Here is a 14,680-nt window from a genome sequence, read left to right on the forward strand (position 1 = left end):
GTAGCCGGGCGGCATGACGTCCACTCGGGAACAGCGCACGCGACCGGAGACCGCCTCGGTCGCCGAAACCCTGCGGGTCGCGGTCGAGGTGGCCCTGCCCACGCTGGCCGGCGGCGTCATCAAGCGCCGCCCGAAGGCGATGGCGGTGGCCGGGAAGCTGCAGTTCGACCGCCCGGCCGTGCGGCTGCTGCGCCGGCTGCACGATCGCCACTACGGGCACCCGCTGAAGCTGCGCGTGCCCGGCCGTTCGGTCGGCCTTGCCCTGTCCGGCGCCGACGTGCAGCGGGTGCTGGCCGGTGCGCCGACGCCGTTCAGTCCGTCCACAGTGGAGAAACGGGCCGCGCTCGGGGACTTCCAGCCGCACGGCGTGCTGATCTCGGCCGCGGCCGACCGCCCGGCCCGCCGCCGGTTCACCGAGGCCGTGCTCGAACCCGGCCGTCCGCTGCACGAGCTCGCGACGCCGTTCGCGCGGGCCGTCGCCGAGGAGGCCGCTAGCCTGCGGGACTCGGTGCTGGACTGGGACACCTTCAACGTGACCTGGTGGCGCCTGGTCCGGCGGGTCGTGCTGGGCTCCGGTGCTCGTGACGACACGAAACTCACCGACCAGCTCGAACGCCTGCGGCTGGACGCGAACTGGGCGTACGCGCACCCGAAGCGCAAGCAGCTCCGTGAACAGTTCCGCGAGCGGCTCGTCGCCCACCTCGGCCGCGCCGAGCCCGGCAGCCTCGCCGCGATGATCGCCGAAACGGGCGAGGACACCGCGCCCGACCAGGTGGCGCACTGGCTGTTCGCCTTCGACGCGGCCGGCATGGCGACCTACCGGACGCTGGCGCTGCTGGCAAGCCACCCGGCGGCCATGGACCGCGCCCGCGAGGAGCTCGACGGCGCCGATCTCGGGCAGCCGCACCAGCTGAGCTACCTGCGCGCGTGCGTGCTGGACGCCGTCCGGCTGTGGCCGACCACCCCGATGATCCTGCGCGAAACGACCGAAGAGACGTCCTGGGGCCCGGCGGGAACGACGGTGCTGATCTTCACGCCGTTCTTCCACCGGGACCCGGACCTGCCCTACGCCGACCGGTTCGACCCGGACCTCTGGCTCGACGGCCGCGCGGCCGAGAACCCGGCCCTCGTCCCGTTCAGCGCGGGCCCGGCGATCTGCCCGGGCCGCGACCTGGTCCTGTTCTGCGCGAGCACGATGCTGGCGAACCTGGTGCGCGACCACCGGTACGAGCAGGCGTCAGGACCGGTCCTGTCTCCCGAACGCCCGCTCCCGGCGACCCTGGACAACTTCCACCTGAAGCTCACGCCGGCGCCGTGAAGACGTACGAACCCGCAGGCAGGTAGTACGTCCCGGGCGCCGACGGCACGGCCTCGGCCGGCGCGGTGACCCCCGACGGCCGGGACGTCGGCACCACGACCGTCGCCGACGAACCGGCCGGGACCGTCACCCGCAGCGTCAGCTTCCCGGCCGCGATCGACCAGTCGCTGACCGCGTTCCCGTACGGCGTCTCGTACGCCGACCTCGCCGACGTCAGGCCGCCGCCCGGCACCGGCGCGATCCGCAGCGCCGCGTAGCCCGGGGCCGCCGGGGCCAGGCCGCCGACCGAGCGGTACAGGAAGTCGCCCACCGAGCCCAGGCCGTAGTGGTTGAACGAGTTCATCCCGGGGTCGTTGAACGAGCCGTCCGGCCTGATGCCGTCCCAGCGCTCCCAGATCGTCGTGGCGCCGCGGCCGATCATGTAGCCCCAGCCGGGGAAGCCCGGCTGCAGCAGCACGCGGTAGGCGATGTCGGCGTGGCCGTGCGCCGCCAGCACCGGCAGCAGGTTCTCCACGCCGAGGAACCCGACGCTCAGGTGCCCGCCCGCCGCGTCGACGCGGGCCGCCAGCTTGTCCGCCGCCGGCTGGGCCAGCGACGGCGGCAGCAGCCCGAACGCCAGCGCCAGGACGTACCCGGTCTGGGAGTTCGACCCGATCGTGCCGTCGGCCGCCACGAACCGCCGGGTGAACGCCGCCGCGACCTGGTCGGCGAGCGTCCCGTACCGCGCCGCCTCGGCGCCGTGGCCGGTCGCCGCCGCCATCCGCGACACCAGCCGGGACGACCACGCGAAGAACGCCGTCGAAATCAGGTCCTGGGCGGTGTTGTCGTTGACGTTGAGCCAGTCGCCATACGTCTGGTGGTCGCGGATCAGGTCGGCGCCGGACGTCGAGCGCAGGTACTCGACCCACCGGACCATCGCGGCGAAGTGCTCCTGGATCACGCCGGTGTCGCCGTAGCGCTGCCACAGCGTGTACGGCACGATGACGCCCGCGTCGCCCCAGCCCGCCGTGCCCGAACCGCCGAGCACGCCCGGGGCGACGTCGGTGAACGACCCGTCGTCGTGCTGGGCGTCCACGAGGTCGTCGCTGAACTTGCCGAGGAAGTTGGCGACGTCGAGGTTGAACGTCGACGTCCCGGCGAAGATCGCGATGTCGCCGGTCCAGCCGAGCCGCTCGTCGCGCTGCGGGCAGTCGCTCGGCACCGACAGCATGTTCGAGCGCTCACCCCACAGGATGTTGTGCTGCAGCTGGTTCACCAGCGCGTCCGACGTCGTGAACGTCCCGGTCTGCGCACCGGAGGTCCACATCGCCCGGCCGGTCAGGGTCGCGGCGGTCGGCGCGGAGGGCAGGCCGGTCAGCTCGACGTACCGGTAGCCGTGCACGGTGAACCGCGGCTCGTACGTCTCGGGCCCGCCGGTACCCGCCAGGGTGAACCGGTCGGTGGCCTGGGCCGCGCGGAGGTTCGTGGTGTAGATCGTGCCGTCGGGGTTCAGCACCTCCGCGTGCCGCATGGTGACCGTGGTACCGGCCGGGCCGGCCACGGTCAGCCGGTTCCAGCCGCCGAAGTTCTGGCCGAGGTCGGCCACCCACACCCCGGGCTTCGGCTGGGTCCAGGCGACCGGCTTGAACTCTTGCTGCACGGTCACGCCGTTGTCCACTTGGGACACCAGGTTCGGCTTCGCGTCGCCGCGGACGCGGGGCGCCGCCCAGCCGCGGTCGTCGAAGCCGGGCCGGTCCCAGCCGGTCGCGAGCCGGGCGTCGTAGGTTTCGCCCTGGTACAGGTCGTCGGCGCGGATCGGGCCGTCGGCGGTCTTCCAGGTGCCGTCGGTCGCGATCGTGGTGCTCGTGCCGTCGGTGAACGTCAGCCGAAGCTGCGCGGAGTACCACGGTTCGGTGCCGTACTTCCGGCTCCCGGCGATACCGACGCTGCCGGAGTACCAGCCGTTGCCCACCAGCGCGCCGAGGACGTTCTCCCCGGTGCGGAGCTGCCCGGTGACGTCGGAAACCCGGTACTGCACCCGTTTCGCGTAGTCGGTCCAGCCGGGTGCGAGCACCTGCGCGCCGACCTTGACGCCGTTGAGGTGGGTCTCCTGCAGCCCGAGCGCGGTCGTCAGCAGCCGCGCGCTCGCGACCGGCTTCGTCACGGTGAAGCTCTTGCGCAGCAGGGGAGCGGGCGCGCTGACGGCGACATTTGCGCCCCAGGGACCGCTGCCGTACGCGGTCAGCGCCCGCGCCGCGGGCCAGGAACCGTCGTCGAAGGTGCCCTGCTGCCAGCCGTCCGGGCCGCTCCGGCTCGCCTTCCACGTCCCGTCCGTGACCACTGTCGGTCCACCTTGGACGGTCAGCTTCGCGATCGTCCCGGCCGGGCTCTGGGTGGTGTTCTCGGTGCTGATCGCGATCGTGTTCGTCCCGGCGGTCAGCAGGCTGCCGACCTCGGCGACCGCGGCCGTCTGCCACGAATCGGGGACCCGCGGCGAGTCGCTGACGCGGGTGCCGTTCACCCACAGGGTCGCGGTGTCGTCCCCGGTCACGACGATCGTGGCCTTCGCCGGAGCCGCCGTCAGGGCGAAGGTCTTGCGGAAGAAACGGGTCGACGGCGGCACGCCGGCGACCGGATCGCCTTCGGGGTACCAGATCCAGCTCGCGCCGGCGAGATCCGGGCCGGCCGTGGCGCGGCCGAGGAAGGCGCCGGTCCACTCGGTCGCCGGGGCCCGCAGGGCGGTTTCGAAGCGCTGCACCGCGCTCCAGCCGCTCGTCCGGCCCAGGCCGTCCCAGACCCGCACCCGCCAGGTGTAGTCGGTCAGCGAGGCGAGCGCCGGGCCGCCGTAGGCGACGTCGGCCTGCTGCGCGGAGGCGACCCGGCCGCTGTCCCAGACGTCCTTCCCGCCCGCGGACACCACGACCTGGTAGGCCGACTGCCGCTGCCCGGCCGCCGGGGACGCCAGCTTCCAGCCGAACCGAGGCTGGTCGACGCCGATCGGGTTCACCCGGTTGCCGACGGTCGCGCTCGCGACCGCCAGCGGCGAGGCGTCGGCAGGGCCCGGAGTCGTGACGCCGGTGCCCCAGGGCGCGGTGCCGTACGCGCCGAGGTCGGCGGCGGCGGCCCAGCTCCCGTCGGCGAAACCGGGTTGTTCCCAGCCTGCCGGGGCGGTCGTCGCGCTCTTCCAGGCGGAACCGGTGGTCAGGTCGGTGGTGCCCGCCGCGGTCACGACCCGCAGCCGGCCCAGCAGCCCGGCCGGGCCGCCCGCGTTGCGGACGGCGACGGCGAGGGTGTTGCCGCCGGGGGTGAGCGCGGGCCGCAGGTCCACCGGCAGCGCCGTCCGCCACGAGTCCGCGGTCCGGGCCGAAGAGGCGAGCGGGCTGCCGTTGAGCCACACGTCGGCGGTGTCGTCCCCGGTCAGGACGAGCCGGGCGTCGGTGACGGCGCCGGCCGGGACGGTGAACGTCGTGCGGAAGTACCGGGTCGCGGCCGGCGCGGCGACCCGGGCGTCGCCCTCCGGGTACCAGATCCAGTGCGCGCCGGCGAGGTCCGGGGGCGGCGCGGCACCGGCCGGGGGCACCGCGGCCGCCGACAGGGCCAGGACCGCGGCGAGGGTCGTGGTGGTGGCGCGCCAGAGCTTCGAGGGCAGCATGCAGGCTCCCTTGCGGCGGGGACGGGCGCCGGACTTAGAACGTTTCAAGTCCGGCGTGCCTGGTGACTGTAATCAGAAGCTCACGCGGGGGCAATACTCCACTGGTACCCCGGACCACCAGGCCTCGTGGTTCCCTAAATCGTTTCAGGGCGCCGGTTCCGCCGCAGCCGCACGACCACGAAGACCGCCGCGGAACCCAGCAGCACCAACACGATCGGCACCGCCGTCGGCAGCCAGGGCCAGGCGTCGCCTTCGAAGACGATCCCGTCGGTGGGCAGCTCGAGGACCTTCGCCGTCCACTGCGCGGTCGCCACGTCGGTGTGGCGGGACAGCCCGCTCACCGCGGTGTCGTAGGGAAAGCCCGGCCGGTCGTGGACGTACTCGGGAGCCGGTCCGCCCGGCGACGTGACCCCGCGGGTCGCGCCGGGCACGAGCAGCCGGTCGAGCTGCGCCGCACCGAGTGCCGCCCGGGGCAGGAACGTCAGCCCGTGCCGGGACCGGATCGGGCCGCCGTCGGTGCTCACGGCGAGCGTGCGCGAGGACAGCGACTGGCCTTCGGTGTCGAACACCGACGCGAGCTCGACCTCGCCGACGCCGTTCGCGAGCAGGACGCCGATCGTGTCGGGGTTCCAGCGGAACCCGGCGTTGACGATCGCGGCCGCGTCCGGCATCCCGGCCGGCGGGTGCACCGGGACCGCGGTGCCGTACCGGCTCCAGCCGATGGCCCGTGCCGCTTCCGCCGCGACCGGCGGGCCGGCCAGCCGCTCGACCCAGTGCAGCGTGCCGTCGATGCCGGAGAGGATCCCGGCCGTGGTGACGACGGTGCCGTCGTCGACGAACCGTTCCCCGCGCACCCACCGCACCGCCGGGTACTCGACGGCCCAGTCGTCGACCTTCAGCCAGTGCGCGGTGGCCGGCCGCCCGTCGAGCAGCCCGGCGGAGGCCAGGACCGCGCCGCCGTTGCAGACGCTCAGCAGCTTCGAGCCGTGCCCGGCCTGGGCCCGCAGCCAGGCGAGGACCGGTTCGGTGCTCGGCTCGCCGACGTCCGGGAACGCGGGCACGACGACGAGGGCGGGCGCCGCCCCGCCGAGCCGGGCGGCGAGACCGGCGAAATCGAGGTCGGGCACCAGGTCGAGGCCGCCGGTCAGCGGCTTCGGGTCGCGGTGCGGCGCGACGGTGTAGACGTTGAACCGGCCGGTGGCGGCCAGGATTTCGTAGGGGGCGAGTGCGTCCGAGACGACGGCACCGTGGTCGCCGACCACGACCACCGCGGTCGGCTTGGCCGGGTCGTGGGCGACCGGTGCCGCGGCGGGGACGGGCCGCGGCGGGCCGGCGGCGTAGAGGGCGTCGAACGCTCCGAGCGCGGAGACGGTCGCGCCCACGGCGGGGACCACCAGCACGGCGGCCACCGCGGCGAGGACGAAGGCGAGGCGCTTGAGCATGATCAGTGCCAGTACTCGGCGCGGCGCCACACCATGGCGGCGAGCATCAGCGGGAACATGATCACGTGACCGGCGGTCATCAGTGCGCCGCCGGAGATCGCCCCAAGCCAGTACGGCACGAGCAGCGCCACGAACGGCAGGTACATCACCGCGGCCATCTCGGCGATCCGCGGCCACGAGTGCCGGCGCAGCACCATGGCCAGGACCATGGCGACGGTCATGTTCGTCGCCATCACGAGGGCGTCGACGTCGGGGCGTTCGAGCCACGCGGACGGCCACAGCGGGCCGAGGGCCACCATGCCGATCAGCATGGCGACAACCATTTCGACGTAGTGGCCGGTGAACCGGGCGAGCTTGCGGCCGGTGGTGCGCGGGGTTTCGGTGGTGGTCATGGTTTCCCTCCAGGTTCGTTCCTGGAAGGAGAATCCCGCCTGGGCGCCGTGCTGCCAGGTGCCGGAAGTCATGACCGGAGGTCATGGTTCAGAGCAGGCCGAGGTCCCTCGCCCGCAGGGCGGCCTGGGTGCGGTCACGCGCCCCGAGCTTGCCCAGCACGTTCGTGACGTGGTTCTTGACCGTGCCTTCGGCCAGGAACAACGCCGTGGCGATCTCGCGGTTGCTGCGCCCGTCGGCGAGCAGCCGCAGCACGTCGAGCTCGCGCTCCGACAGCGGCACCACCAGCGGCTGGGGCCGTGGTTCCGGCGCGTCCGGCAGCTGCGCGAACCGCGCGACGACCTTCGCCGCGACCGACGGCTGCAGCACGGACTCCCCGCGGGCCGCGGCGAGCACCGCCTCGACCAGGCGCGCCGACGAGACGTCCTTCAGCAGGTAGCCGACGGCGCCCGCGCGCAGGGCGGCGAAGACGTCTTCGTCGTCGTCGAAGGTGGTCAGCGCGATGACCCGGGTGCCGGGCCGCTCCACCCGCAGCCGCCGGGTCGCGGCCACGCCGTCGAGGACCGGCATGCGCAGGTCCATCAGGACGACGTCCGGGGCCAGCGAAGCGGCTTCGCGCAGGGCCTCGTCGCCGTTGCCCGCCTCGCCGACGACGTCGATGCCGTCGTGCGTGGCGAGCAGGGTGGCGAGGGCTTCGCGGAACAGGGCCTGGTCGTCGACGAGCAGGACGCGGACCGGCGTCATCCGGGGATCTCCATGGTCAGGGCGCTGCCGCCGCCGGGGGTCGAGGTGAAGGCGAACTCGCCGCCGAGGTGGGCCGCCCGCTCGCGGAGCCCGACCAGGCCGAAGCCGGCCGACGCGCCGCCGTCGGTGCCGCGGCCGTCGTCGCGGACCTCGACCCGGACCGCCGCCTCGGCGTAGTCGAGCACCACGTCCGCCGTAGCGGCACCGGCGTGCTTGCGGACGTTCGTCAGGCCCTCCTGCGCGGCCCGGTAGAGGGCTTCGCGCTGCTCGTCCGGGAGCGGGCGTTCGGTGCCGGTCACCGTGAGCCGGGCCGTGACGCCGGTCGCCGACGTCTCTTCGGCGAGGGCTTTCAGCGCCTCCGGCAGCGGCGGGACCGGCCGCGGTTCGCGCAGCGTCCGCACCGAGCGGCGCACCTCCGCGAGCGCGGCTTCGGCCTGGTCCTGGGCCTTGGCCAGCACCTCGTCGGCCTTGCCGGGATCGGTCGGCAGCACCGCCCGCGCGGCCTTCACCTGCATCTGGACGACGGTCAGCGAATGCCCGAGCCCGTCGTGGATGTCGCGCGCGACCCGGTTGCGCTCCTGGGCGGTCGCGAGCCGCTCCGCCTGGGCGGCGTAGTCGCGGAGTTTCGCGTGCGCCTCGGCGAGTTCGCGGCGCGAACGCTGTTCCCGCAGCAGCAGTTCGGTGATGATCGCGGCGAACAGCACCGAGATGAGCGTCCCGATGCCTTCCCGCAGACCTTCGCCCAGCGACATCCCGAGGTGCACCAGCGGGACCACCGCGATGACGAGCGCGATCGCCGGCCGCGGCAGGCGCAGCAGCACGCACTGGCTGACGAGCACGACGAGGAACAGCGTCGTCCCGACCCCGGCGTCGATCGTGAAGAGCACGAAGGCCAGCGGCAGCTGGACCGCGACGTAGGCCGCGCTCCACGCCAGGTGTTCGCGGGCCCGCACCCAGCCGAACCCCGCCGTCGCGAGGGCGGCGAAGACCGCGCCGAGCGCGAGCGCGAGCCGGGGTTCCCCGGAGCCGAGGACCCCGAGCACGATCGAGAGGAGGGCGCCGCAGGTCAGCACCCCGAGGGCCCGGTTCATGCGGTCACTCTGGAGGGTGCCGCGGCCCGCGGTCAACCACGAACGCGTTCACACGGCCGTTCGACATCCCGGCGCTTACGCTGGGATCGACGGCCAAGCCGATTCGGGGGTTTGACATCGATGTCAGTGCTCTGGGGCGTGTCCTTCGACGCCACTCCGCTGTCCGGGGTCGTGGTCGAGTTCCTCAAGACGGCGCACCGCTTCGCCGCTCGCGGGCACCGCGTCCACCTGGACCTCGGCTACGACATCAAGGCCGACAAGGGGGCGTTCTTCCGCCCCTACCGCGACGAGGCCCAGCTGTTCCCGGAGTGGGTGAGCCTCGACCGCGTCGACGGCGTCGAGGGGATCCGCGGGTATGACCGCGAGTTCGTCGAGCGGGTCCTCCGCGACGTCGTGCAGGGGGGCGACGAGACACTGCGGCCCGAGATCGACCGGGTCGCCGGCGAACTGGCGGACCGGATCGTGGCCACCTGGGAGCGCCTCGGCGTCACTGTGGTGATGGTGGAAAACGGGACCCTGCCGGAAAACCTCGCCTACACCGAGGCGCTGTACACCGCGATCGACCGCTACGGCGCCCGCCACCGGCTCGGCCGGTTCGTGTTCTGGCGCGACCACGACCTGATGTGGCAGAGCGAGCCCGGCATCGCCAAGTACGGCACGTTCCCGTACCCCGGTGTCCCCGCGCCGCGGAACTCGCCGCACATCCACTACTTCGCCCTGCACGAGCAGGCGAAGGCGCGGACCCTCGACTGGGTGCCGGGGCTGGCGAACATCGACGTCCTGCCCAACTCCTTCGCCATCGCCCCGGCGCGGGTCGACGAGCGCAACGCGGCCTTCCGGCGTGACCACGGCATCCCCGAGGACGTCCCGCTGCTGGCGCGGATCACCCGGATCATCCCGCAGAAGCGCATCGACCGGGACCTCCACCTGCTCGCCCTGCTGCCGGACGCGTGGCTGTTCGTCGCCGGCGACGTCGACGAGACGCCCACCGAGCACGCGCGGCTCGTCGAGCTGGCCGAAGACCTCGGCGTGCGCGAGCGCGTGGTGTTCGGCGGCTGGCTGACCCCGTACGACACCGCCGTCCCCGGCCGGTACTCCGTGCGCGACCTGCTCGCGCACGCGACGGTCGTGTCGTTCCTGACCTCCTACGACTACGAGAGCTACGGCAACCCGGTCAGCGAGGCGATCGCCTCCGGGACGCCGTACATCACCAGCGGCTACGAGCTCTACGACGTCGTCTACGGCCGCTTCCTGGCCCCGGTGCTGGACATCCGGGTCCGCGACCTGCCGGACGCGGCGTTCGCGCGCGAAGTCGCCGAGCTGATCACCGACGAAGGGAAACGGGCGGAAGTGGTGCGGGTGAACTCGGAACTCGGGCAGGCGCGGTTCGGCGCACGGGTGGTCGACGACCTGGTCGACCGGCTGTACCCGCCGCCGATGGGCGCGGCGACGCGGCTGAGCGTCGTGCTGCCGGTCTACAACGAAGCCGCGAACCTGCCGGAGGTGCTGCGGACGCTGCACGACCAGCGCGACGGCGACGCGCCCCTGGACAAGAGCCGCTACGAGGTCGTGCTCGTCGACAACAACTCCACCGACGACACCGTGGCCATCGCGCAGGCCTTCGCGGCCGCGCACCCGGACCTGGCGCTGCACGTCATCCACGAACCCGAGCAGGGCGTTTCGTGCGCGCGGCGGGCCGGGATGGACTTCGCGGCGGCCCGCAGCCGCAACCGGCCCGACGGCGACCCGGGGGAGCGGTTCTACCTGGTCTCCGCCGACGCGGACTGCCGGGTCGACCCGCACTGGCTGAGCGAGCTCCTGGACGCGATGGAGACGTCCAAGGCCGCCATCGGCGTCTGCGACTACTACTACAACGCCGAGCACTTCACCGGCCGGCCGCGGCTGTGGGACGCGATCCAGAAGACCCTGCGGTGCCGCGCTGTCACCTTCGCGCTCTTCGGCGGCTTCCCCGACGGCAAGGGCTTCGCCGTCGAGCGCGACGCTTACGAGCGCGCGGGCGGCATCGAGATCTTCTACCAGCTGCAGGACGGCAAGTTCGTCAACCACCTCTCCGACGACTGGGACTTCGGGATCAAGGTCGCCAACGGCGGCGACCCGATCACCTACGCGCCGCGCTCGCGCGTCGAGATCAACCCGCGGCGCGTCGACCACGCCATCGACGAGGTCATCGCCGGCCGCGCGTACGGCTCGGACGGGATCATCGTCATGCGGGACATTCGGCCGTCGGCGCCTTCGGAGCCCACCGACCTCACCGAGGCGGAGGCGCAGCAGGCGTGGGAGTTCTCGATCAAGGACTTCACGCCGAAGAACACCATCCTGCCGGTGCTGCTGACCCCCGCGCTGCTGGAGGACGACGCCGTCATCGCCTTCTTCGGGCCCGACCTCGCCGCGCGGCTGGCCCGGCGGATCGCCGAGATCCGGCACGAGATGCGCGTCGTCGACTTCACCCCGATCCACGCCTACAAGACGCCGTCGTACCGGCTGTACTTCGAGTTCGCCGACGACCTGTTCGCGTGCCTGCGCCGGCACGTCGGCGAAGACATCGGGTATCCGCCGCCGCTGCCGCCGTGCCTGGCGGAGGTGCCGGCCGAGCGGTTCGCGGAGTTCGTCCGCTACTACTGCGAAGACCGCGAGTCGGGCGAAGCCCACAACTACTTCGGCAACGGAGGGGTGTTCTGATGAGCCTGGGCTACGAAGCGGCGATCGGCTCGCTGCACACGATCGACCCGGCGTGGCCGCGGCCGGCCGTGCTCGACGTCCTCGAAGCACCCGAGAACCGGCACCTGCTGGACTTCGTGCAGGAGGACCCGTTCGGCGCGCACGTGTTCCCCGGCAACGTCCCCGGCACGCCGGCGGAGTTCCTGGCCGACCTGGACGCGCAGCTCGCGTCCAGCGGCCCGATCCACCTGTGGTCCTACATCCCGACCTGCGCCTACCGCTGCCGGTTCTGCCAGTACCCGGTCGTGCTGGTCAAAGGGAAGATGGAGAAGGCGGCGGACTGGGTCGACCTCAACATCGCCGAAGCACAGCTGTGGCTCGACGCCGTGCCGAACCTGCGCGGCGCCGAGGTGGGGGAGTTCAACGTCTTCGGCGGCACGCCGTCGCTGCTGCCGGAGCCCGAGATCCGCCGCCTGCTGGAGTTCTACCGGGCGAACTTCGGGTTCACCCCGGACACGACGATCCGGTTCGAGGGCGACCCCAGCACGTTCACCCCGGCCAAGCTCGAGCTGCTGCGGGAACTGGGCTGCACCAAGCTGTCCAGCGGCGTCCAGTCGTTCGACGACCACGTCCTGCGGCTGTGCGGCCGTGAGCACACCGCGCAGATGTGCGTCGACTTCGTTCGCAACGCTCGTTCGCTGGGCTTCGAGTGGGTCAGCATCGACCTCATGTACGGCCTGCTGGACCAGAGCCTCGACAGCGTTCGCCGCGACCTCGACGTCGTGCTGGAGAACGAAGTCACGGCGGTGGTGTGCACGAAGCTGCACCTGGCGTCCTACAGCGACACCCGCACCGGCGTCACCGGCGAAAAACCGGCGGCCTGGCAGCTGCCGTCCTACCGGGACAAGCTGGTGCGCGACGGCCACCGCTGGCCCACGCTCGGCGAGCAGTACCAGATGCGGGAGCTGCTCACCGACGGCCTGCGCGCGGCCGGGTACACCGAGCACCCGACGATGTACTTCGCCCGCGACGGCCTCGGGCCGGAGAAGTGGAAGTCCATCATGGTCGACCAGGACAAGCAGGAGGCCGAGGTGGCGATCGGGCTCGGCGGGAGCTCGAGCTGCCGGGCGTCCGAGGCGATCACCGACGTCAACTCCCGCCGCTACACCGAAACCGTGCTGTCCGGCGGGATCCCGCTGGGCTCGGCGACGCGGTTCACGCCCGAGGCGCAGGAGGCGCGCGCGGTCAAGATGGCGCTGACGACGTTGCAGCCGCTGCGGGACTCCCTGCACCGCGAGCGCTTTCCGGGACGCTCGCTGTTCGCGGAACCGTGGCTGGGCAAATTCCGTTCGCTGGCTTCGCGAGGCCTCGTCCGGCTCGGCCCGGACGTCGTCGAGCTGACCCCGGCCGGGGAAGTGCTCGTGGAGGCGATCATCACGACCGAACTCTGAAGATCACTGCATCGGGTGACACATGCGCGCGGGGAACGCGCGAAGCGGGCAGCATGGGCTCCGGATCTGCTCATCCCGAGATCGGAGCCCGGATGAACCGAACCGTGGCGAGCGCGGCCGTACTGGCGGTGTTCGCGGCCGTGGTGCTGGCGCCGCCTGCCCGAGCCGACTACTCGATGGCGGGCGAGAACTACGCGGGCACGCAGATCGCGCGCCACGAAGGCGTCCAAGGCACACCCCGCGCCGAAGCCGTCGGGCAGACGCTCGGGCACGACGTCAGCGGGCACCAGGGCCCGGTCGACTGGGCCGCCGCGGCCGGCGCCGGGGCGAAGTTCAGCTACGTCAAGGCGACCGAGGGCACCGGGTTCGTCAACCCGCAGTTCGGCCAGCAGTACGACGGCGCCCACGCGGCCGGCATCATCCGCGGCGCCTACCACTTCGCCCGCCCCGACATCTCGGGCGGCGCGGCGCAGGCCGAGTACTTCATCGCCCACGGCGGCGGCTGGCGCGCGGACGGCACCACGCTGCCCGGCGCCCTCGACGTCGAGTACAACCCGTACGGCGACGCCTGCTACGGCAAGAGCCCGGCGGACATGACGGCGTGGATCACCGACTTCACCCGCACCTACCTGGCGAAGGTCAAGCGCAGCGCGCTGATCTACACGAGCACGACGTGGTGGAAACGCTGCACGGGCAACACGAACCGGTTCGGCGACACGAACCCGCTGTGGCTGGCGCGGTACGCCCCGCAGATCGGCGAGCTGCCGGCGGGCTGGGCGAAGCAGAGCATCTGGCAGTTCGCCCGCGGCGGCGGCCTGCCGGGCGACCAGAACTACTACAACGGCCCGATCGGCCGGGTACAGGCGCTGGCGAAGGGCTGACGCCGGCCGGCCTCGAGCAGACCGGCCTCGAGCACCCCGAGGTCCCGGACCGCGTACCGGTGGTGCTCGGCCTCTTCCTTCAGCACCACCTTGAGGCAGCGGCGCACGACGTACTCCTGTTCGGGATACGGGTCGGCCGGCTTGCGGCCGCACACCCGGTCGAGCGCGTCCTCGGTGAGACCGTCGACGACTCGCCGCATCGCGGCCATCCGGGCGAGCCGCGGCGCGAGCACCTCGTCGAGCGTCGGCTTGGCTCCGACGGTGAGGCCGAGCTTCGCCGACTCCTCCGGCGGCATTCCCCCGGCGGGGAAGCCCAGCGGGTGGTACGGCGCTGCCTCCTCGAGCACGGCGTTGCCGAGCCAGGCATCGGCGGCGAACAGCAGGTGCCGGTGCGTCTCGACGAACGACCACTCGCCGTCGACCCGTTCGTGCAGGGCGGCCTCGGGCAGCCGCCTCGCCCGCTCGAGCGTCGCGCTCCACAGCGTCTCGACGGCGTCCCAGGCTGCCCGGTACTCCCCGGGAGAAGCCGCATTCCGCGCCAGCACCCGCACGGGGTGCCGTCGATCCAGCTCGGCTTCGACGTAGGCCGTCACGTCGACGTCGTTGACCACGACGCGCTCGAAGTCACCGCCGAGGGAGACCTCGCCGCCGTAGCAGTCGACGATCTTCAGGCCGCTCACCTCGCAGTCGCGGATCTCGAGACCCGTGAGGTCGCACAGGTGGACACGGGCGCCGCGGAACTGGTCGCTCCCGGCGTACTCGGAAACCATCGGAGCAGTCTCTCCCCTCGTCTCGACCGGCTTGCGTCAGCGCCGGCCGCGCAGGTCCGGCCACGGCGGCCGGTGCACCATCGCGATCCCGGTGAGGGCCGCGGCGACCAGCCCGACGCCCACGCCCAGCAGCGCGACGCGCGTGGCGTCCACCGCGGGCTCCCACTTCGCCTGGCCGTCGCGGACGGCGAACACCCCGACCGGCCGGTGGACCGGGATCACCGTGGTCCCGTCCGGGGTCTCGTACGGATCGCCGAAGATGCGGGGTGCGGTCATGTCCGCC

Annotated in this window: 11 protein-coding genes; 4 read left to right on the forward strand and 7 right to left on the reverse strand. The window is 72.6% G+C overall.

Features of this window, described 5'->3' with window-relative positions; all coding sequences use genetic code 11:
- The first annotated feature begins 13 nt into the window (after window positions 1–13).
- Window positions 14–1,318 (forward strand): cytochrome P450, encoded by a 1,305-nt coding sequence (locus tag BLW76_RS23885; RefSeq protein WP_091311130.1) that lies wholly within the window; start codon window positions 14–16, stop codon window positions 1,316–1,318.
- Here BLW76_RS23885 and BLW76_RS23890 read toward each other — a convergent pair.
- The 5 genes from BLW76_RS23890 to BLW76_RS23910 form a co-directional block, all read right to left on the reverse strand.
- Window positions 1,302–4,949: a family 78 glycoside hydrolase catalytic domain gene (locus BLW76_RS23890; protein ID WP_091311133.1), complete on the reverse strand. Its 3,648-nt coding sequence runs from the start codon at window positions 4,947–4,949 to the stop codon at window positions 1,302–1,304. The genes BLW76_RS23885 and BLW76_RS23890 overlap by 17 nt on opposite strands.
- 134 nt (window positions 4,950–5,083) lie before the next feature.
- Window positions 5,084–6,391 (reverse strand): DJ-1/PfpI family protein, encoded by a 1,308-nt coding sequence (locus BLW76_RS23895; RefSeq protein WP_091311134.1) that lies wholly within the window; start codon window positions 6,389–6,391, stop codon window positions 5,084–5,086.
- 2 nt (window positions 6,392–6,393) lie between these two features.
- Entirely contained in the window at window positions 6,394–6,783 is a 390-nt protein-coding gene (locus tag BLW76_RS23900) for a hypothetical protein (RefSeq protein WP_091311137.1), read from the reverse strand.
- An 88-nt stretch (window positions 6,784–6,871) separates the two neighbouring features.
- On the reverse strand, window positions 6,872–7,525 hold the full coding sequence (locus tag BLW76_RS23905; protein ID WP_091311138.1) for a response regulator: 654 nt from the start codon (window positions 7,523–7,525) through the stop codon (window positions 6,872–6,874).
- Window positions 7,522–8,616 carry a sensor histidine kinase gene (locus BLW76_RS23910; RefSeq protein ID WP_091319776.1) on the reverse strand — a complete coding sequence of 365 codons (1,095 nt, stop codon included), beginning with the start codon at window positions 8,614–8,616 and terminating at the stop codon, window positions 7,522–7,524. The genes BLW76_RS23905 and BLW76_RS23910 overlap by 4 nt, the downstream gene beginning before the upstream one ends.
- 120 nt (window positions 8,617–8,736) lie before the next feature.
- Here BLW76_RS23910 and BLW76_RS23915 point away from each other — a divergent pair, with 120 nt between their 5' ends.
- From BLW76_RS23915 to BLW76_RS23925, 3 genes are all read left to right on the forward strand, one after another.
- Window positions 8,737–11,316, forward strand: coding sequence for a glycosyltransferase (locus tag BLW76_RS23915; protein ID WP_244170283.1), 2,580 nt, complete (start codon window positions 8,737–8,739; stop codon window positions 11,314–11,316).
- The gene (locus BLW76_RS23920) at window positions 11,316–12,746 is read left to right on the forward strand and encodes a radical SAM protein (RefSeq protein WP_091311142.1); all 1,431 of its coding nucleotides are present in this window, start codon (window positions 11,316–11,318) and stop codon (window positions 12,744–12,746) included. Before BLW76_RS23915 ends, BLW76_RS23920 begins: the two co-directional genes overlap by 1 nt.
- 92 nt (window positions 12,747–12,838) lie before the next feature.
- The gene (locus BLW76_RS23925; RefSeq protein WP_091311144.1) at window positions 12,839–13,627 is read left to right on the forward strand and encodes a GH25 family lysozyme; all 789 of its coding nucleotides are present in this window, start codon (window positions 12,839–12,841) and stop codon (window positions 13,625–13,627) included.
- Here BLW76_RS23925 and BLW76_RS23930 read toward each other — a convergent pair.
- Entirely contained in the window at window positions 13,582–14,397 is an 816-nt protein-coding gene (locus BLW76_RS23930) for a DinB family protein (protein ID WP_091311146.1), read from the reverse strand. The two genes, BLW76_RS23925 and BLW76_RS23930, sit on opposite strands and share 46 nt — an antisense overlap.
- A 36-nt stretch (window positions 14,398–14,433) precedes the next feature.
- Window positions 14,434–14,673, reverse strand: a complete 240-nt coding sequence (locus BLW76_RS23935) for a hypothetical protein (protein ID WP_091319778.1) — start codon at window positions 14,671–14,673, stop codon at window positions 14,434–14,436.
- Window positions 14,674–14,680: the final 7 nt, after the last annotated feature.

This window comes from Amycolatopsis tolypomycina (assembly GCF_900105945.1).
GTDB classification, from domain to species: Bacteria; Actinomycetota; Actinomycetes; order Mycobacteriales; family Pseudonocardiaceae; genus Amycolatopsis; species Amycolatopsis tolypomycina.

What these genes read in the sequence shown, in the direction of transcription:
- BLW76_RS23885 (WP_091311130.1), top strand. Translation starts at nt 14, where the DNA reads ATGACGTCCACTCGGGAACAGCGCACGCGACCGGAGACCGCCTCGGTC.
- BLW76_RS23890 (WP_091311133.1), bottom strand. Translation starts at nt 4,949, where the DNA reads ATGCTGCCCTCGAAGCTCTGGCGCGCCACCACCACGACCCTCGCCGCG.
- BLW76_RS23895 (WP_091311134.1), bottom strand. Translation starts at nt 6,391, where the DNA reads ATGCTCAAGCGCCTCGCCTTCGTCCTCGCCGCGGTGGCCGCCGTGCTG.
- BLW76_RS23900 (WP_091311137.1), bottom strand. Translation starts at nt 6,783, where the DNA reads ATGACCACCACCGAAACCCCGCGCACCACCGGCCGCAAGCTCGCCCGG.
- BLW76_RS23905 (WP_091311138.1), bottom strand. Translation starts at nt 7,525, where the DNA reads ATGACGCCGGTCCGCGTCCTGCTCGTCGACGACCAGGCCCTGTTCCGC.
- BLW76_RS23910 (WP_091319776.1), bottom strand. Translation starts at nt 8,616, where the DNA reads ATGAACCGGGCCCTCGGGGTGCTGACCTGCGGCGCCCTCCTCTCGATC.
- BLW76_RS23915 (WP_244170283.1), top strand. Translation starts at nt 8,737, where the DNA reads ATGTCAGTGCTCTGGGGCGTGTCCTTCGACGCCACTCCGCTGTCCGGG.
- BLW76_RS23920 (WP_091311142.1), top strand. Translation starts at nt 11,316, where the DNA reads ATGAGCCTGGGCTACGAAGCGGCGATCGGCTCGCTGCACACGATCGAC.
- BLW76_RS23925 (WP_091311144.1), top strand. Translation starts at nt 12,839, where the DNA reads ATGAACCGAACCGTGGCGAGCGCGGCCGTACTGGCGGTGTTCGCGGCC.
- BLW76_RS23930 (WP_091311146.1), bottom strand. Translation starts at nt 14,397, where the DNA reads ATGGTTTCCGAGTACGCCGGGAGCGACCAGTTCCGCGGCGCCCGTGTC.
- BLW76_RS23935 (WP_091319778.1), bottom strand. Translation starts at nt 14,673, where the DNA reads ATGACCGCACCCCGCATCTTCGGCGATCCGTACGAGACCCCGGACGGG.